The following is an 18871-nucleotide window of genomic DNA, read 5'->3' as shown; positions in this document are numbered from 1 at the left end:
GCGTGGCACCCGGCACCTCGTCGTCGTCGGTGGCGGCATGGTCGCGCAACGGCTCGTCGAGGCGATGCGCGACCGCGACGACGCCGGCGACTGGCGCATCTCCGTCTTCGCCGAGGAGTCGCGCGCTCCGTACGACCGGGTCGCCCTCACCAGCTACTTCTCGCTGCAGCACGCCGAGGAGCTGACGCTGGGTGACCCGGCGCTGTGGGACGACGAGCTCGTCTCGCTGTACCGCGGCTGCGCCGTCACCGCGATCGACCGGACCGCGCGAACGGTCACCGACCGGCACGGCCGCGTCCACGCCTACGACGAGCTCGTCCTCGCCACCGGCTCCTCCGCGGCGATGCCGCCCATCAGCGGCAACGACCTGCCCGGCGTCTTCGTCTACCGCACCATCGACGACCTCGCCGCCCTCAGCGACTGGGTCGAGGAGAAGCGCCGCACGACGGCGAGCGGGTGGAGCCGCCCCGTCCGCGGCGCCGTCATCGGCGGTGGCCTCCTCGGCCTGGAGGCGGCGGGCGCGCTCAAGGCGCTCGGTGCGCAGGCGACCGTCGTCCAGTTCGGCACGCACCTGATGAACGCGCAGCTCGACCTCGGTGGCGGGCAGGCCCTCAAGCGGCTCATCAACGACATGGGCATCGCCGTGCGCTGCGACACCGCGACCACGGCGATGGGCGCCGCGCGGCGCACCGGGCACGTCGGGCGGCTGGACTTCGCCGACGGCGGGCGGCTCGACGTCGACGTCGTCGTCGTCGCCACAGGGGTGCGGCCCCGGGACGAGCTGGCCCGCGCGGCGGGTCTCGCGGTCGGGGAGCGGGGCGGCGTGGTCGTCGACCTCGCCTGCCGCACCGCGGACGAGCACGTGTGGGCGGTCGGTGAGGTCGCGTGCATCGAGGGCCGCTGCAACGGCCTCGTCGCGCCCGGCTACGCCATGGCAGAGGTCGTCGCCGACCGGCTCCTCGGTGGTGAGGCGACGTTCCCCGGGGCCGACACCGCGACCAAGCTCAAGCTCCGGGGCGTGGACGTCGCCAGCTTCGGGGACGTCTTCGCCGAGAGCGCCGGCGCGATGGAGCTCGTACACGCCGACCCCGTCGCCGGCGTGTACAAGAAGCTCGTCCTGTCCGACGACGCGCGCACCCTGCTCGGGGGTGTGTTCGTCGGCGACGCGAGCGCCTACGCGACGCTGCGCCCCATGCTCGGCTCCGAGCTGCCGGGCGACCCCGGGCTGTTCCTCCTGCCGGAGGGCGCCGGCTCCGCGGGCGCCCCGACGCTCGAGCTGCCCGACGACGCCACCGTCTGCTCGTGCAACAACGTCACCGCCGGCACCGTCCGCGGCGCCGTCACCGAGCACGGGTGCACCGACCTCGCGGGCGTCAAGGCGTGCACCAGGGCCGGCACCTCCTGCGGCTCGTGCCTCCCGCTCGTCAAGAAGATCACCACGACCGAGCTCCAGCGGGCCGGCGTCGAGGTGTCCACCGCGCTGTGCGAGCACTTCGAGCTCTCCCGCGCCCAGCTCTTCGACGCCGTGCGCGTCGCCGACCTCCACACGTTCAGCGAGATCATCGGACGCTTCGGCGACGGGGGCCGCGGCTGCGACATCTGCAAGCCCGTCGTCGCCTCGATCCTCGCCTCGCTCGGTAACGGGCACATCCTCGACGGCGAGCAGGCCGCGCTGCAGGACACCAACGACCACGTGCTGGCGAACATCCAGAAGGACGGCACCTACTCGGTCGTCCCCCGCATCCCCGGCGGCGAGATCACCCCCGACGGGCTGCTCGTCATCGGGCAGGTGGCCAAGGACTTCGGGCTGTACACGAAGATCACCGGCGGCCAGCGGATCGACATGTTCGGCGCACGCATCGAGCAGCTCCCCGACATCTGGCGCCGGCTGGTCGACCACGGCTTCGAGTCCGGCCACGCGTACGGCAAGTCGCTGCGCACGGTGAAGTCGTGCGTCGGGTCCACGTGGTGCCGCTTCGGCGTCCAGGACGCCGTGGGCATGGCGGTCGAGCTCGAGCTGCGCTACCGCGGGCTGCGCTCGCCGCACAAGCTCAAGCTCGGGGTGTCGGGCTGCGCGCGCGAGTGCGCCGAGGCTCGCGGCAAGGACGTCGGCGTCATCGCGACCGACAAGGGCTGGAACGTGTACGTCGGCGGCAACGGCGGCTTCACCCCGCGGCACGCGCAGCTGCTCGCGGAGGACCTCACGTCCGAGGAGCTCCTCCGGACCATCGACCGCTTCCTCATGTACTACATCCGCACCGCCGACCGGCTGCAGCGCACCGCCGCCTGGGTCGCGGACTACGAGGGCGGGCTCGAGGCCATCCGCGAGGTGATCATCGAGGACTCCCTCGGCATCGGCACCGACCTCGACGCCGCCATGGCGCGGCACGTCGACGCCTACGAGGACGAGTGGAAGGCGGTCCTCGAGGACCCCGACAAGCTGCGCCGCTTCGGCTCCTTCGTCAACGCGCCCTCGGAGCCCGACCCCGACCTCGCCTACGTCGTCGAGCGCGGCCAGATCCGTCCGGCCACCGTCGCCGAGCGGGCGGTCGCCCGCGAGGACGACGCCCCACCCACCCTGATCGCCGGTACCACCCTGGAGGTGCGTCGATGAGCGCCCTGTCCCACGCCCCGCAGCCCGGCCTCGACGACGACGTGGAGACGTGGGAGACCGTCTGCCTGCTCGGTGACCTCCTCGTCGAGCGCGGCGCCGCCGCCCTCGTGCGCGGCACCCAGATCGCCCTGTTCCGGCTGCCGGACGACACGGTCCGCGCGGTCCAGCAGCGGGACCCGTTCTGCGGCGCCAACGTCATGTCGCGCGGGATCGTCGGGACGCGCGGCGGGCGCCCGACGGTCGCGAGCCCCATGTACAAGCAGGTGTTCGACCTCGCGACCGGCCGGTGCCTGGACAGGGCCGGCTTCGAGCCGACGGACGCAGCCGAGGACCTGCGCACCTGGCCGGTCACGGTGCGCGACGGCGTCGTGCACGTGGCCGTGCGGTCCGCGCCCGGACGCGAGGTGGCGTGATGACCACGCTGCTCGGGCTCGAGCTGGTGGGCCGGACCGTCCTCGTCGCCGGTGGCGGCCGTGTCGCCGCCCGCACGGTCCGCGCGATGCTCGACGACGGCGCCCTCGTCCGCGTCGTCGCGCCCAGCCTGTGCGCGGACCTGCGCCAGCTCGTCGACGACGCCGCATCGGGTCGGGCCCTCACCTGGCTGGCGCGCGAGGTGCAGGAGACCGACCTCGACGGCGTCTGGCTGGCGCTCGCGGCGACGGACGACCCGGCGGTGGACCGGGCGATGGCCCGGTGGGCCGAGGAGCGGCGGACGTGGTGCGTCGACGCCGGGGCCGTGCGCGACCGCACCGCCAGCACGCCCGAGAGCACGTCGAGCGGCGCTCGGCGGCGACGCCGTCGCCCGTCCGGGGGAGTGGGCTCGGTCGTGCTCGTCGGGGGCGGCCCCGGTGCGGTCGACTTGCTCACCGTGCGCGGACGCCGGGCCCTCGAGGAGGCGGACGTCGTCGTCACCGACCGGCTCGGCCCGGTCGACGTGCTCGACGAGCTCGCGCCCGGGGTCGAGGTCGTCGACGTCGGCAAGACCCCGGGCCACCACCCCGTCCCGCAGGAGGAGATCAACGCGATCCTCGTCGCCCAGGCCCGCCGCGGCCGACGCGTCGTGCGGCTCAAGGGCGGGGACCCGTTCGTCTACGGCAGGGGTGGCGAGGAGGTTGCGGCTTGCCAGGCCGCCGGGATCCCCGTCGAGGTCGTGCCCGGCGTCTCGAGCGCGCTGAGCGTCCCGGCGCTGGCGGGCATCCCGCTGACCCACCGCGGGACCGTCGCCGCGTTCCACGTCACCAGCGGGCACGACACCCTCGACGAGGCGGCCCTGGTCTCCGCGCGTGACCGGACCGCGACGCTGGTGATCCTCATGGGCGTCTCGCAGCTGCCCCGCCTCATGGCCCAGCTGCTCACCGCCGGGGCCGACCCGGGGCTGCCGGTCGCTCTCGTCGAGAACGGCTCGACGCCGCGTCAGCGGGTCACGCGCGCGGTGCTGGGCGACGTCGTGAGGCGCGCGACCGAGGTCGGTGTCCGGTCCCCGGCGGTCATCGTCGTGGGGGACGTCGCCGCCGAGGGGCGGCTCGCCCAGGTGCTCGTCGCATGAGCGGGGTGGCCATCGAGCCGGCACGCGCGCCGGACGAGCGCATGCTGCGACAGGTCATGGCGGGCTGCACGGTGCTCGTCACGGCCGACCGTCGCAAGGAGGAGCTCGGGGCGGCGCTGGGGCGCCGCGGCGCGCAGGTGCGCTACGCGCCAGCACTGAGCATGGTCCCGCACGTCGACGACGACCGGCTGCACGCCGCGACGCTCGCCCTCCTCGACGACCCGCCCGACGTCGTCGTCGTGACGACGGGGATCGGGTTCCGTTCCTGGATCGAGGCGGCCGACGCCCACGGCATCGCCGACCTGCTCCTGGCGGTCCTCGCCGGCGCGCGGATCGTCGCGCGCGGCCCCAAGGCGCGCGGCGCGATCCAGGCCGCCGGCCTCACCGCCGACTGGGTGGCGGAGTCGGAGAGCTCCGCGGAGATCGCCGACCTCCTCCTCGGAGAGGGCGTCGCAGGCCTGCGCATCGCCATCCAGCACCACGGCGCGGGCGCCGACGGGCTGGACGTCGTGCTCGCCGAGGCGGGAGCGGCCGTCGCGAGTCTCGTCGTCTACCGGTGGGGCCCGCCACCGGACCCCGACGCGCTGCACGCCTCGGTGCTGGCGGCGGCGGCCGGCGAGATCGATGCCGTCGTGTTCACCTCCGCACCGGGCGCCGAGGCGTGGCTGGGTGCGGCCGAGGAGCAGGGTCTCGGTGCGCCTGTCGTCGAGCGGTTCCGGGACGGGATGGTGGCGGCGGCGGTCGGCCCGGTGACGGCCCGTCCACTCGAGCGCCGCGGCGTGACCCCGCTGCAGCCTGACCGGGGCCGCCTCGGCGCGCTCGTGCGCTGCCTCGTCGCCCACTACGAGCACGCGGAGACGGTGGCGCTCGCGACCGTCGCCGGTCCGCTGCAGATCCGCTCGCGCCTCGCCGTCCTCGACGGCGAGGTCCTGCCGCTGTCGCCGAGCTCCCTGGAGGTGCTCCGCGTCCTCGCCTCCCGCCGCGGCGAGGTCGTGACCCGCGACGAGCTCCTCGCGGCACTGCCCGGCGCCTCGTGTGACCCCCACGCTGCGGAGGTCGCGGTCGCGCGGCTGCGTGAGGCCGCCGGCCGCCGCGACCTCGTGAGGACCGTGGTGAAACGCGGTTACAGACTGGAGCTCACATGACCACGCAGACCTCGACCCGGCCGGCGCCGGGACGCGCGGGCGTAGCGGACCCCGTGCTCGTCGGCTGCTCGCACGGGACCAACGACCCCATCGGCCGGCAGGTGGTCCGCAGGATCCTCGACGACGTGCGCGCGGCGCGTCCCAGGTTGGATGTGCGGGAGGCGTTCGTCGACGTGCAGGAGCCGGAGGTGGCGGACGTCGTGACGTCGGTGGTGACAGCGGACGGCGGCTCTGGACGTGCGGTCGTCGTGCCGCTCCTGCTCTCGGGCGGGTACCACGTCGAGGTGGACATCGCCGAGGCGGTCGCGGACCGTGACGGACCGTCCGCCCGGGCGGTGGCCACCCCAGCGCTCGGACCGGACCATCGCCTCGTCGACCTCCTCGCGCACCGGCTCACCGAGGCCGGGGTGCGCCCGCACGACGCCGTCGTGGTCGCGGCGGCCGGGTCGAGCCGCAGCGGCGCCGCCCGCGACGTCGAGAGGGTCGCCGCCGGGCTCCGGGAGTGGCACCCGGGGCCGGTGACCGTGGGCTATGGGGCCAAGGCCCGGCCCTCGGTGCCCTACGCCGTCGCCGCCGCCCGTGCCGCGCTCGCCGACGCGGCGGGCCCGGAGCAGCGGGACGGGGGCGCGACCACGCCCCGGGTCGTCGTCGCCGCGTACCTGCTCGCGCCGGGGTATTTCTACGACCGGGTGCTGGAGGCCAGCGCCGACGTCGTCACGGCACCGCTGGGCGCGGACCCCCGGCTCACCTCGATTGTGCTCGACCGCTACGACACCGCGGTCGCCGCCCTCGCCGCGGGAGAGTGAGCGATGCCCGCGTGGGCATCGCCGATGCCGGCGGTCGAGCGATCCTTCAGACAAGCCGCTGTTGTCGGAGGTCGAATTCGAACGTCCCGGCCAGCACCTCCCGACCGGCCACATCGCCGGATGAGTCTCAAGGGACGGTCCAAGCGCGAGCGCGGCGTCGGGGCAGGTCAGCAGCGGGCGTCGCCGTCGAAGGTTCGGCTTACGGGACGCCCCGCGGTGGCAATCAGGCGGCCTCCGCTGCCTACCTTCGTGATGTCACTCTCGGCTAGTCTTTGCGTTTCACGCGGTGGCGGCGGCGACACGGGCCGGTAGTGGCAGGGCTGAACTTCGCGCTGGTCGCGACCTACATGAACCGCCCTGGATCTTCCGGAGGGTGGTTAGTTAAACGACCTCCGGTTCGGGGTCACGGTCGTAGCCTGCCGGTGAGCGTGCTTCGAACTCAACGGGTGGCAGCTGCCCGATTGAGCAGTGGAGCCGCTGGGTGTTGTACCAGTGGACCCAGCGGGCGACCCTGCCACTCGCCTTCGGTGTGGTTCTGCCAGGTCGGTCCACCGTCGTTGATCGCCTCGGTCTTGAACAGCCCGATCATCGACTCACACAGAGCGTTGTCGATTGCATCACCGATGGTGCCCGATGGACCCAGCGATGCTGGCCTGAGCCAGCTCCGCGGTCAGCGCCAGAGAGAGATATTGGGACCCGGCATCGGAGTGATGGACGAGCCTTCCGAGCTCCCAGCGGGCTCCAGCGCGGTGGCGGAGTCGATCGCCTGCCGCAGGTCGTCGGTGACCAGAAAGGCGCGCATCGAGGTGGCGACTCGCCAGCCCAGGATCCGGCGGGAGTAGACGTCCACGACGAAGCGGCGCAGATGAACCGGGTCAGCGTCCATACGCAGGAGAAGTCGGCCACCCACAGCTGATCTGGGGCGGTGGGCACGTGCCAGCCACGCTTGACCGGGTCAGGGTGACGCGGCGCCTCAGCAGCCCGACGGGTCGTGGTCGTGCGGTGCCGTCCGCGGACCGCGCCGGTGATGCCGGCGATCCCCATGAGCAGGGCGACCTGGTCTCTCGACCTCGAGGCTGGCGCGGCGGGCGACGTACCAAAACGTGCGCACCCGGGCACACGCCCCAGTTCTCCCGATGGAGCATCACAAGCACGTTCGCCAGGTAGGCCGCCTCCAGCAGCGCCTCGCTCACCGGCTGAGCCTTGGGGGCGTAGTAGGTGAATGGCGCGATCTTCATCCCGTGCGCGGTGAGCTCGGCGCAGATGGACTCGACGCCGAACCGGTCCCTGTAGCTGTCGATGTAGGCCACGATGACTTGAGTCGGCGCCGCAAAGGGGTCCAATTTCAGCACCCGTTGGCAAACGTACGAGAGCTGGCACCCTGACGGCTCGCAGGCCACCGGATCCGGATTCGGGCATCGTCGAAGGAACCGAATGGGCCACCTACTACAACGACCTCGCTACCGCCTTCGACCTGACGATCGATGCCCTCGGCCGGCACTTCGGCGACGAAGCCCTTATGGACCCGCTCGCCTAGTCCGCGGACCTCGCCACTCTGATCGGTGAACGCGACCGCCACGTCTGGCCAGCGCACTACGACCTCCGGCGCATCCCGGTGCGTGGCCCGACCCACCCCGATCTATCCTCACTCGCTCATCTGGCTGGCGGCGAACCCCCAGCCAGCCTTGGCTGAACTGCGCGCATACCTCGCCGCTATCCGAACGACGCCCGCGAGCACCGACATCTGGGCACCTGCCTGGGCCGCCCGCTGACCCCTCGGCGCACAGCCAGTAGCGAGCCAACCATCTTCGTTTACCACCGAGAGCTGCCACGCCTCTTGCAGGTCGAGGGCAGACGCGCGGCGCCGATGGGCAGTACGGTGTCGAGAAGGTTAGAGCGCGAAGCGAGGAGAGCGATGCAGGTCCTCTACGTCGTCGAGTTCTCTGTCACTCCACGTCATGCTGGCGTTGATCCGTACAGAGCAACTCTGGATAGCGTGACGTCATGGCTCACGTTTCTCGCTGAGCGTGACCTTGACGGACAACTCTTGGAGTCCAGCGGAGACATGGCGCTCTCGCCCAACCTGGCAGGCGCATCACGAACCGCTATGTGGGAAGTCGCAGGCACGGACGACACCAAGGCCGTCAGGGTGGAGATTCGTGACGACAGCCCGGATTCAGGGGCGGCGTTCGTCACTCGGGTGACCGTGGGGCGGATCGGTGCCGCGACGACAATCCGAGTGTCAATGGCTCGCGAGAGTTCACCGATCTGGCTATCTCCAGCGCCCGCAGCCGACATTCGGCAGCCGGGCATCGTGCGGTCACTGTTGGAGAACGTTCGGATCATCCTCTCGATCGTGGGGCAAGAGCAGGACGGCCGTTACATACAGGTCCGTACCGACCCTGAAGTCCATACGCTCGCTTCCGCGATCCAGAAGCCGACGCGCCTGCCGATCCTCCTAGTTCACACCCGAACGTTGCCTGCACTTGCGACGGCACGTCAGGTCGCGGGCAAGCTAGTTGGCCTCGTGCGGGTCGTGACGCTCGACTATCGCGCTTCGCGGGCGCTCGATGCTGAACTCCCCGGATACGCGCCACCACGCGCAGGTGCACGCTTGATCTGGAGTGACCCGTCCGCACGCAGCATCACGTTCGACGATTTGAGGGTGAACGTTGATGATCCCGACGTCCTCCGCTCTGACCTCATGCGGCTGCTCGCGCCCGTTTCAGTACTTGCTCGGGGACTGGATCATGCGTACCGCGAGGCGAGGCGTGCAGAGATTGTTGACCGGGATCGCGACGCGCGAGCCCGTGCAGAACAGGCAGCCGCCGAGGGTGATCTGGTTGCGGAGGCCGCAGCACTACGCGCCGAAGTCTCCGCCGCACGTGCTAACGCCGAGGAGTGGCAGCGACTCGCAACTGACGAGGAGCAGCGTGCCGACCGGTTCCAAGCCCAGGCAGGCAAGGTGCCTGACTTGGAAGCACAGATCGAGCAACTCACCATTGCGTTGCTTGCAATCCCGCCCGCATCCGAGCAAGACGACACTACGGAGACCGATCCGTGGGACGGGTTGCCAGAACTTGTCAGTGGTGACAGTGATAGCGCAGAGAATCTAATCCTTCACCTCGAAGATGCCTCCTCGGGCCACATCGCCTTCACTGATCGCGCGGTGACAACGTGGAAGAAGTGCAAGTACCCATTCTCTGGCGAAATGACTGAATGCCTAGTCAAGCTCGCCCGTGTGGCAGCAGCGCTCTACGACGGTGCCGAACGAAGCTATCCGCACCTCGACACCTGGATCAGAGACGAGTTCGACCTCAAAGTCTCACTCCAAGATGACACGATCGAAAAGAACTCGAAGATGCGCTACTTCGACTACGACGGCGCAACCCATGATCGAACTCCACACGTGAAGGTCCGCGACCACGCCCCGCCATCACAGGTCGGTCGTATCCATTTTGCCCTCCACCACGAAGGACGGCGCCTTATCGTCGACCACGTTGGACTGAAGCTCTACTGACTTGTACATACCGGTCGCACCTACGCTCACCGTCGAACTCCGCCGAGCCGAGGCCAACCATCACGACCTCGTCACCCTGCTCCCGCGCTTGGTGGCGGCGCGCAGCGATGATGCTGACGACATCGCCTCCGTCCTACACCACCGCGTCGCCCGCGCCACCGCATGCCCAGCCGGCTCGGGCCGCCCCGTTACCTTCTTCGTAGCTCCGATGGTTCGGGGTTCTGGTCGCCAGGTTCGGTATGACTGTCTGCCCCTGTCGTTCGCATGATCCGGGGGGTGTTGTCGCCGGGTCTGGTGGCGTGGGGTGACCGCTGATAGGGACACGGCCGCTTCCACCCGGTGAGGGTCGGGAGTAGGTCTCTTCGTAACGTGGGTGTCGGCTTCCTGCGCCAGACTGCGGCCAGCGAAGACTGGGCTCGCAGAGGAGGACAGGGAGATGGCCCCCAGCGATTACGCGGTGTTCGTCGGGTTGGACGTGGGCAAGGAAGCGCATCACGCCTGCGCCCTGGATCCCGGCGGCGCGCGAGTGCACGACAAGGTACTGCCGCAGTCCGAAGCCCAGATCCGCCAGGTCCTCACACGGCTCGCGGATCGGGGCCGGGTGCTCGTGGTGGTGGATCAACCGGCCTCGATCGGGGCGCTGGCCGTCACCGTGGCCCGCGAAGTCGGGATCGACGTGGCCTATCTGCCGGGTCTAGCGATGCGCAGGATCGCTGACCTTCATCCAGGCAACGCCAAGACCGATGCGCGCGACGCCTACGTCATCGCCGACGCCGCCCGATCGATGCCCCACGCCCTGCGCCGGGTCGATGCAGGGGATGAGGCCCTGGCCGACTTGGAAGTCATCGTGGGCTACGACGATGACCTGGCCGGGGAGGTCACCCGCGTCAGCAACCGGATCCGCGGCCTGCTGACCCAGATCCACCCGGCACTTGAGCGGGTGCTGGGCCCCAAGATCCAGCACCAGGCAGTCCTGGAGCTGCTGATCCGCTTCGGCGGACCACAGGGACTGGCCAGCGCCAGTCGCCGGCAGTTGCTGGCGGCGACGAAGGGCCGGGCTCCGCGGTCCTACGAGGCGCTCATCAGCGCCCTCACCACGGCCCTGGAAGAGCAGACCGTCACGGTCCCCGGTACCCGGGCCGCCGAGCTCGTCCTGCCCAAACTCGCCACGACCTTGCGTGAACTCCTGCAACAACGTGAGCAGGCCGCGGGCCAGATCGAGGAGATGCTCGATGCGCACCCTCTTTCCACGGTCCTGACCTCGATGCCCGGCATCGGCGTCAGGACCGGAGCCCGCATCCTGCTCGAGGTCGGCGACGGCTCGTCCTTCGCCACCAGCGGGCACCTGGCCGCTTACGCCGGCCTGGCCCCCGTCACCCGCCGCTCGGGCACTTCCATCCGCGGCGAACACCCCGCCCGCGGGGGCAACAAACAACTCAAACGCGCGTTCTTCCTGTCCGCGTTCGCCTCACTGTCCGACCCGGCATCACGCGCCTACTACGACCGCAAACGAGCCGAGGGCAAGAAGCACAACGCCGCTCTCATCTGCCTAGCGCGCCGCCGCACCGACGTCCTGCACGCCATGCTCCGCAACGGCACTCTCTACGAGGCACGCACCCCGGCAGCCGCTTGACGAACCGATAGGGACACCCCCCCCCGCAAGGCACCACGATCGATCGCCGGACTCATCCGTTCCGCCGACGGACACATAGCCGGCGACATGCGCCGGGCACTCGATGAGAGGCGGGAGCTGATTGAGACCCGTGGTGAAGTCCTGCTCGACACCGCACGTCAGGCCGGTGAGTCCTGGACCGCGAGCCACCCCGTGACCAGCGAGAGGCCGCTGCGTGGCGACGCCACTGGCGCACGGTCGCGGCCTACCCTGATCGGTATGGCATCACCGACGACAGGCCCCTCGGGCCGGCGCCGGAGAAGGCGGAGCAAGGAGATTGACACCGCCCGCGCGCAGACGGCGCTCGACCGCGCACGCGATTTGACCACCCGTGCGGGTGCCGTGCCGAAGCGATCGCAGGGGCGAGAGCAGCTCGGGCGTTCGCTCTGACCGATGCCCGTCCCGGTCTCGCCGCCACTCCGTAAAATGAAGCTTGAGGCGGCCTCTATAGGCGTTGTCGCTTGTCGCGACAATACGACTTCCCCGGCCGGGCGGTCCTTTCAGGTTCTTGTCGCCGAACCTTTGGAGAGGACTGTCCATGTTCCGACTCATCTGGGACCTCAGTGTCCGCACCCGGTACTTCCTGCGTCGCTACATGCCCACCAACATCCTGCTCGACGCCGTCCGCACCCGTCGCGGCCTGCGATGGGGCGTCCCGGCGATGCTGCTGACCATCTCGTACCAGTACGCCGCGAGCATCTGCGTGCAGCTCATCGAGTACGGTGGCCCCGGCTGGCTGCATCTGCTCGTGCTGCTGTTCATCTACAACGCCATGAAGGTCACCATCTTCGGACCGCTCAGCCTCGTCCTCCTGCTGTGCGCGCGGGTGCGCGAGCATGTCGAGCGGCGACGCGAGCTTCCCGCTGACCACCGGTCCGTCGTCGCGACGTAGGGGAGCACGCGATGGGCAAGTACGTGAAGCAGACCTCGCGGCGTCGCTACGACGAACGGCAGTTCTCTATCCGCGCCGTGCATCGTGACCCACCCGCCCTGCACAAACTCTGCGAGGGCCTGATCCGACTCCCGTTGCAGGAGGCCCAGTCACGAACCTAACGCCGCGCGGACGAGACTTCCGAGACGTACCGGACCCCCGAGAGACATGAGCTCAGGGCGAAACGTCCGTCGCGGATATTGCGAGCAGCACGGTCCCTCCGCGCGGACCGACGTCGCTGATAGCCTGACGTTAGACCCCGCAGGAGGAGAGTGCGAGAAGATGGCGGAAGGACACGAAGTTCTCACCACGGAGGAGGCTGCCGCGCTGCTCCGTGTGAGCACCAAGACCGTGCTCGCGCTCGCTCGCGACGGCTCTCTGCCCGGAGAGAAGGTCGGACGAGCCTGGCGCTTCCTCCGCAGCGACGTCCTCGCAGTGGTCCGAGGCAGCAAGGACACCCCGAATGGTGTGGGGGACTGAGTGGCAGCACGAGATACCGTCCGCACGCCCCTTACCGATCAGGACGTTCTCGCTGAGCTGGGGACGTCATGATCGACATGTCCACGTGGGAGGAACTAGTCGTCGACGTTGTCAACGACATCAAACTCGACCCGCGCAACGTCCGACTCGACATCCCTGAGGGAGTGCCGGAGTCCGACATCGTGCAGGACTTGTTCAGCAACGAGAAGGCACTGAGCCTCGTCGAAGGTATCGCCAAGGTCGGCCTGCTGACGCACGAAGTCCCCATCGTCCTGGAGCGTGACGGTCAACTCATCGTGGTCGAGGGCAATCGACGCGTAGCCGCGCTGAAGGCTATCCAGAACCCGTACCTCGCGCCCGATCACCAAGCGCGCATCAGAAAGCTCGCGCAGTCGATGCCCGATCGCGCCGCGATCCGTCGTATCACCGTCAAGAGAGCACCTTCGCAGGACGATGCCGACCAACTCGTCGCAGCTCTTCACACCGGCAATCAGCGCGTGGCGTGGGGTCCTGCCAGGCAGGCCGCGTTCTTCCAGGCGCAGCTCGACGCTGGCAAATCGTCGGAGGAACTGATCGCCCAGTATCCAACGATCGACGTCCGGAAGTTCATTACACGGAGCAAGATTCTCGAACTGTTCCGCAACGTCAACTACGACGACCCGTCACTCGGCGATTACGCACGCAAACGCCGCTTCCCAGTGTCGACCCTCGCGCGCCTCTACGAGAACGAGAAGTTCCTCGACCTCGTCGGGGTCCAGATCCAGAACGGCACGGGAGAAGTTTCCCTCGTCTCAAGCGCCGGTTTGTTCAAGCGAGTCGCGACGAAGATCGTGAGCGACATCCGCGACGGCGTGATTAACACACGTACCCTCAACAAGACCTCGAGCGACCGTTACGTCGAGTACATGGACGACCTGCGCGACCTGCTCGATAAGCACAGAGACGACGAATCAGCGAGCGGCGAATCGGCCAGCACACACTCTGATACATCGAACTCCTCGGCGAAGGGGAATAGGCGCTCCGGCCCCGATGATCAGGGCCAGGGACCGCACGCTCGTGACGGCGCAGATGTTGGCGCCTCTCGCGGATCGAACGACGCTGGACGGGACAAGCCGAAGCCGCTTCCGCGGAAGAGGAACTACCTCAACACCGACAACCTGACGGTCCCCGCGTCGTTCCCCGCTTCAATACACGAGATCGTGAGGGAACTATCGGCGATCAACATACAGCGCTTCCCGAACGCGACGCTCGATTTGCTGCGAACCTTCCTGGAAAAGACGATCAAGGCTCATGCCGAGGTTCTCGGCGAGGAGATCAAGAAGAGTTCAAACGAGCAAGGCTTCGTATATCTCTCGAACTGCCTCGTCTGGCTTGAACAACACTTCAAGTCGAACGGACAGACAGCATTCATCCAGCCCGTTCAGAAGATCCGAGGTGGACGCTACGGCTTTGTGGGCTCAAAAGCACAGCTCGATGCCACAAACCACAATCAACATATTTTTGCTACACCCGACGACGTTCGTGAATGCTGGGCCACGATCGAAGGAGTCATGAAGGCGGTCCTCAAACCATGACCCAAACAGCGACTTCTGCACGTAGACGAGTGACCATCTCGCCGCTCCGGTACCCCGGCGGCAAGGGCCTGCTCTACTCGCGCCTGCGGACGATCATCCGGGAGAACGACCTCACCTCAAGCGTGTACGTCGAACCCTACGCAGGAGGTGCGGGCGCGGCTCTCGCCCTGCTCGTCTCCGGTCAGGTTGAGCGGATCGCGATCAACGACCTCGATCCTGCCGTGTTCGCGTTCTGGAACGCAGTCGTCACTCAGCCCGACGAGTTCACCACGCTACTCAATGGCGTCGAACTTTCCGTCGATGAGTGGGAACGACAGCGCGAGGTCTATCTGACGTCCGCCCGCGACGACCACCTCTCGCTCGGGTTCGCAACGTTCTATCTGAATCGAACCAATCGCTCAGGCGTCCTGAATGGCGGACCCATCGGCGGGAAGGACCAGACGGGCAACTATAAGATTGACGCTCGCTTCAACCGCGAAGGCCTAGCCGAGCGCATCCGTCTCATCGCTCTGCACGCAGACCGCATAGCCGTGACCAACGAGGATGGTCTGCGCGTCATCGAGCGGTACTCAGACCGCGATGACGCTTTCATCTACGCTGATCCGCCCTACTTCGAAAAGGCGGGATCGCTCTATCTTAACGCCTTCCAAGATTCCGACCACCAGGCTCTCGCCGGCTGCCTCAAGGGCGTGCGGCGGGCAAAGTGGATTCTCACCTACGACAACGTCCCTCAGGTCGCAGAACTATACTCAGATTTGCGCAGGAGACTCTTCGCACTGAACTACTCGGCTCACCGCGTGATGAAAGCCAGCGAGATCATGGTGTTCTCGTCGGATCTGGCGATTCCCGAGGAAATCGAATCCGCGCATGCCGGCCTTGCGCAGGTGGCGGACGCCGCTACAGGAGGAGCACGCTGATGGCGCGGCTAGACAAAGCACCACCCGGCACGCTCTCTCTCGACCTCGCGAACCCGCGTATCCCCGACGCGAAGTTCACCGACGAGGAGGAGGCAATCGCCTACCTCTATACACACGCCGACCTAGGCGAGCTGATCCAGTCGATCGGCAATTCAGGGTGGCTCGACTTCGAGCCTCCCATCGTGGAAGAACCAACAGGGACCGTCGTCGAGGGTAACCGGCGCCTTGCGGCCCTGCGCATCATCGCGAGCCCTAGCCTCCAGCAGCGGTTCAAAGTGGCACTGCCACAACCGGTGCACCCGAACGCCATACCGACCGAGATTCAGGTCAACTACGTCGATAGCCGCAAAGAGGCGCGGGACTTCATCGGGTTCAAGCACGTCAACGGCGCCTTCAAGTGGGACTCATACGCGAAGGCACGATTTGCGCATTCATGGCTCCAAGACGGAGACGACATCGACGAAGTGAGTCGCAGGCTGGGCGACGGGCACAACACCGTCAGCAGACTCGTCAACGGCGTTGTCTTACTAGAGCAAGCGGAGAACGCCAAGCTCTTCGACCGCGAACTCCGTTCCAAGAAGTCCTTCTACTTCTCTCACCTCTACACCGCGCTCTCGACAGCAAACGTCCGTCAGTTCCTAGGACTGCCTGAGAGCGACAACTCAGTGCTTCCACCCACGCCAGTGCCACCATCGCACCGAGCGCATCTACGTAACCTCCTGTCATGGCTCTACGGTCAAGAAGACGAACCATCGCTGATCAGGAGCCAGAACCCCGATCTCGGACGACTCATCAACGTGCTCGGCAGCGAGCGGGCAATCCGAGTGCTCGAATCCAACCGTGACCTCGACCGCGCCTTCGACGTCGTCGAAGACAAGGCAAAGGCATTCGAGAAGGCGTTCTACCAACTTGCCAGCTCCGCCGAAGACGTCTCTCGCGTCATCGCCCGCTACGACCCGAAATCCCATCTGGTCGACGACGCGGAAGCAACCCTTCGCGTAGTGACCATTGTGGTCAACGCGATGAAAGAGGCACACCTCGGAGGCCGCTCTTCTGATGAGAATTAACGCGCCTCTGGAGCGCTCAACAAGGAGCGTCGCAGCTGACTGGGTAGAGCTGCATGCCCTGCTGGATGCATCCGTTGCGAACGAGCAGAGCCTGATCCGAAGCCAGACCGTTCAACGGGAACCCGACCATGGCAGCCTGCTGACTGACATCGACGCTGAACTGGTCGACGAGGAAATTCTTGAGCCCGAGAACGACGAGCTTTCTGAACGCGTTTACGAGGAACTCGCCTACCGCGAGCGGGTGCTCGGCGCTCGGTATCCGTTCGAGCTTGTGTCCGAGTACGGGAAGTGGGCTCTTCGGCGGCGGGCAGCGGAGAGAGAGGCTGAGGTTGCAGCACACAACTGCTACATTTGCTGCCTTTTGATCTCTGCGATCCACTCGGAGCTGCTGCCGACGAAGAGTGACCACGAGGTCTTCAAGTCAAGTGCGAGAGCGCTACAGGTCGAGTCGTATCTAACGGCTGCCGAAGTGCTGGGTGGGCGCGCGTATTGGTTCGGCTTCCCACGGCCCGACGGCTCGGGAATGCTCAAAGCGATTCAGGACCTTGCGTCCTCAATGGGAACCGCGCTGGCGCCGGAAGAACGGCCCCTGGGCCTCTCCGCCAATGCTGCGGACGGCACCGTGGACATTGTCGCCTGGCGTCCGTTCCTCGACGGACAGGCGGCCTCGATCGTCGCGTACGGGCAAGTGGCTTCTGGCCGGAACTGGACCGCTAAACCCATCAAGTCCTTCATTGACGGCCACTTTCTTCCCTGGTTCGACAAGGCGCCGTCACACAAGCACATCGAGATGCTCTTCGTGCCGTTCCCGCAGCACCATGAACAGCTTGAAGAGAAGAAAGAGGACTTCCGTACCGTCGCGTCAGAGAAGGCTCGTCTCCGCGAAAATGACTACGGCGTCGTGATTGACCGACTTCGGCTTGCCGAACTTATGGCTTCCTCGAAGGTCAGCGGCCGCTATGAAACTAGTGACTACCAAACCCACGAGGCGTTCACCTTGGCCTGGGTGGAGGGGGCACTTGAGTACGCAGCGGACGGCACCGTGTCGGAATGAAGCACATACTCGCTCCCGGCAAGGCCGTCATTGATGGACTGGAGCGGCTTGGAAGCGCGTTGGGCTACGAAGTCCGCCGAGAGCACCGCGTGGGCCGTAATGCTGCGGTCGATCTGTCGTGGAACGCAGCCGAGTTCAATGACGTTCCGCTTTTTGTTTTCGAGGTAGAATCAACTCCGTCCGCGGGACTTGCGAACAACGCCACCAAGGTGTTCGGCAGTTCTCTTGACGAGCTTCCTAGGCCATTGTTCTTTTTCCATCTCGTGCTAGCGGGAAATCCCGACAATGCGCGAATTAAGAACGCCGAGCGATCTTGGGGCCAGCATAATTATCGGGTCTATCGATTTCATGCGCCTGACGACCGGCGAAGACTAGTCGTTGACGTGCTGGAACAGCATCGACGAGTGTGCCAGGCAGTTCGCCCCCGTTCAGTGGTGGACGCTCTCCAAGGTCCAGGGTTCGACGACTTCTCGATCGCGGAAGCAGCATTAACGCGGATGGAGGAACTCCGCTTCGTTGCCCCCTATCTTCTCGACTATGGAATGCTCGCCCTCAGAGATGAGCGTTTCTTTCCCCTTTATGTTCGGCGCCTACGGGCAGTCGATCGCCATCCGGCGACACCCTGCGCGGCGAGACCGGTACCCGCCGGAGCCACTAGTGAGATCGAAGATGGCTACTTGGATGCGCCCGGAAGCTACATTCCGGGTCTGCTTGAGAGCGCATTGCGAATCTACGGCGGCGATGTTCTGGACTCCGAGGGTCCCGAACTGCTGGAGCGATGGGCAACGAGTGGCGGACCTCATATGCGGATGATTGATGCCCCTTTCGGACTAAACCGTGACTATGATCAGTTCGTCCTCATCTCCGCCCCTTTCCACTACGTCTGGGCTGCGATTGCTCTGGAGGAGCACCCTAAGTCTCGGGCATGGGTTCTGAATGACTTGATGGAACTTGTGAAGCGTGAGCACGACAAGGGCATACACGGTCCCGTGTCTTGGCCTGCCATCATCTGGATGGCCCACCTCTTGGCGGGTCGACCCGCGCTTGATTGTCCGCTGAACGTGGAATCCATGTATCGCGAACTACAGCGGATCGTGGACGAGATCGGAGGCATCCCACTGGCGCTGCTGCTTGATCCGCCACCGCCCTACGGGGAACTCTGGGGCGGGGATGATATGGGATGGATCGACGCAGAGGGTGCCGGGGAACTACCCGCCATTCATCGCCTGGGGGAGGCTGTGGGTGCCCGGCTAAGAGTGCGTGACCAGCAGCTCGACGCCGCAGACGACGGACTTGGGGCGGCACCGATGGGTTTCTGGCGGACCTGCCTCTCGGCGCTGCTGGCGGACGACGCGTACCTCCGCCCGACGAGAGATGTGTTGCGCGATGTCTACGATCTCGATCGACACACAGAGTGACTTTGAGGCGCCGGGGTACGCGTAGATGCGCTGGCGCCGGGGCCAGTGTTTGAATCGCCCCGGGTCTGGTGGAGGCTCTCAATCCATGGAGGATGAGAGTCATGGCAGCACCGAGGAAGTACCCCGA

General features: G+C 66.9%; 16 protein-coding genes. 14 read left to right on the top strand and 2 right to left on the bottom strand.

From position 1 onward, the window contains the following. The first annotated feature begins 37 nt into the window (after positions 1 to 37). From nirB to H9624_RS15760, 5 genes are read left to right on the top strand one after another with little or no spacing between them, the layout of a single operon-like run. On the top strand, positions 38 to 2614 hold the full coding sequence (gene nirB, locus H9624_RS15780) for a nitrite reductase large subunit NirB (RefSeq protein ID WP_251840867.1): 2577 nt from the start codon (positions 38 to 40) through the stop codon (positions 2612 to 2614). Next, positions 2611 to 3027, top strand: a complete 417-nt coding sequence (gene nirD, locus H9624_RS15775) for a nitrite reductase small subunit NirD (RefSeq protein ID WP_251840854.1) — start codon at positions 2611 to 2613, stop codon at positions 3025 to 3027. The genes nirB and nirD overlap by 4 nt, the downstream gene beginning before the upstream one ends. Next, a complete protein-coding gene (gene cobA / locus H9624_RS15770; protein WP_251840853.1) occupies positions 3027 to 4160 on the top strand; it encodes a uroporphyrinogen-III C-methyltransferase in 1134 nt (377 codons plus the stop codon). Before nirD ends, cobA begins: the two co-directional genes overlap by 1 nt. Continuing rightward, on the top strand, positions 4157 to 5305 hold the full coding sequence (locus H9624_RS15765) for a uroporphyrinogen-III synthase (RefSeq protein WP_251840852.1): 1149 nt from the start codon (positions 4157 to 4159) through the stop codon (positions 5303 to 5305). The genes cobA and H9624_RS15765 overlap by 4 nt, the downstream gene beginning before the upstream one ends. Then, positions 5302 to 6111: a sirohydrochlorin chelatase gene (locus H9624_RS15760; protein WP_251840851.1), complete on the top strand. Its 810-nt coding sequence runs from the start codon at positions 5302 to 5304 to the stop codon at positions 6109 to 6111. Before H9624_RS15765 ends, H9624_RS15760 begins: the two co-directional genes overlap by 4 nt. Before the next feature lie 381 nt (positions 6112 to 6492). On the opposite strand, the gene H9624_RS17040 is transcribed toward H9624_RS15760, so the two are convergent. Beyond that, a complete protein-coding gene (locus H9624_RS17040) occupies positions 6493 to 6663 on the bottom strand; it encodes an integrase core domain-containing protein (RefSeq protein WP_372435157.1) in 171 nt (56 codons plus the stop codon). 118 nt (positions 6664 to 6781) lie between these two features. Next, the gene (locus H9624_RS15755) at positions 6782 to 6997 is read right to left on the bottom strand and encodes a hypothetical protein (protein ID WP_251840850.1); all 216 of its coding nucleotides are present in this window, start codon (positions 6995 to 6997) and stop codon (positions 6782 to 6784) included. Positions 6998 to 8026: 1029 nt separating this feature from the next. On the opposite strand from H9624_RS15755, the gene H9624_RS15750 reads away from it, so the two are divergent. The 9 genes from H9624_RS15750 to H9624_RS15705 all read left to right on the top strand — a co-directional run bounded on the left by H9624_RS15750 (position 8027) and on the right by H9624_RS15705 (position 18744). Beyond that, positions 8027 to 9631, top strand: coding sequence for a hypothetical protein (locus H9624_RS15750; protein WP_251840849.1), 1605 nt, complete (start codon positions 8027 to 8029; stop codon positions 9629 to 9631). Between the two features lie 436 nt (positions 9632 to 10067). Continuing rightward, a complete protein-coding gene (locus H9624_RS15745) occupies positions 10068 to 11264 on the top strand; it encodes an IS110 family RNA-guided transposase (protein ID WP_251840848.1) in 1197 nt (398 codons plus the stop codon). Between the two features lie 577 nt (positions 11265 to 11841). Continuing rightward, the gene (locus H9624_RS15735; protein WP_251840847.1) at positions 11842 to 12195 is read left to right on the top strand and encodes a sulfate permease; all 354 of its coding nucleotides are present in this window, start codon (positions 11842 to 11844) and stop codon (positions 12193 to 12195) included. Positions 12196 to 12402: 207 nt separating this feature from the next. Then, positions 12403 to 12714 (top strand): helix-turn-helix domain-containing protein, encoded by a 312-nt coding sequence (locus H9624_RS17010; protein WP_307784975.1) that lies wholly within the window; start codon positions 12403 to 12405, stop codon positions 12712 to 12714. Positions 12715 to 12782: 68 nt separating this feature from the next. Continuing rightward, the gene (locus H9624_RS15725) at positions 12783 to 14288 is read left to right on the top strand and encodes a ParB/RepB/Spo0J family partition protein (protein WP_251840845.1); all 1506 of its coding nucleotides are present in this window, start codon (positions 12783 to 12785) and stop codon (positions 14286 to 14288) included. 29 nt (positions 14289 to 14317) lie between these two features. Next, the gene (locus H9624_RS15720; RefSeq protein WP_251840844.1) at positions 14318 to 15205 is read left to right on the top strand and encodes a DNA adenine methylase; all 888 of its coding nucleotides are present in this window, start codon (positions 14318 to 14320) and stop codon (positions 15203 to 15205) included. Next, entirely contained in the window at positions 15205 to 16272 is a 1068-nt protein-coding gene (locus H9624_RS15715; protein WP_251840843.1) for a hypothetical protein, read from the top strand. Before H9624_RS15720 ends, H9624_RS15715 begins: the two co-directional genes overlap by 1 nt. Further along, entirely contained in the window at positions 16262 to 17326 is a 1065-nt protein-coding gene (locus tag H9624_RS15710; RefSeq protein WP_251840842.1) for a hypothetical protein, read from the top strand. The genes H9624_RS15715 and H9624_RS15710 overlap by 11 nt, the downstream gene beginning before the upstream one ends. Beyond that, complete coding sequence (locus H9624_RS15705; protein WP_251840841.1) at positions 17323 to 18744, top strand: hypothetical protein; 1422 nt, start codon at positions 17323 to 17325, stop codon at positions 18742 to 18744. The genes H9624_RS15710 and H9624_RS15705 overlap by 4 nt, the downstream gene beginning before the upstream one ends. Positions 18745 to 18871: the final 127 nt, after the last annotated feature.

The organism is Oceanitalea stevensii, assembly GCF_014837105.1.
In the GTDB taxonomy this organism is placed as follows: Bacteria; Actinomycetota; Actinomycetes; order Actinomycetales; family Actinomycetaceae; genus Oceanitalea; species Oceanitalea stevensii.
Note: the sequence above shows the minus strand (reverse complement) of the source record. Positions and strands in the feature narration are given on the sequence as shown.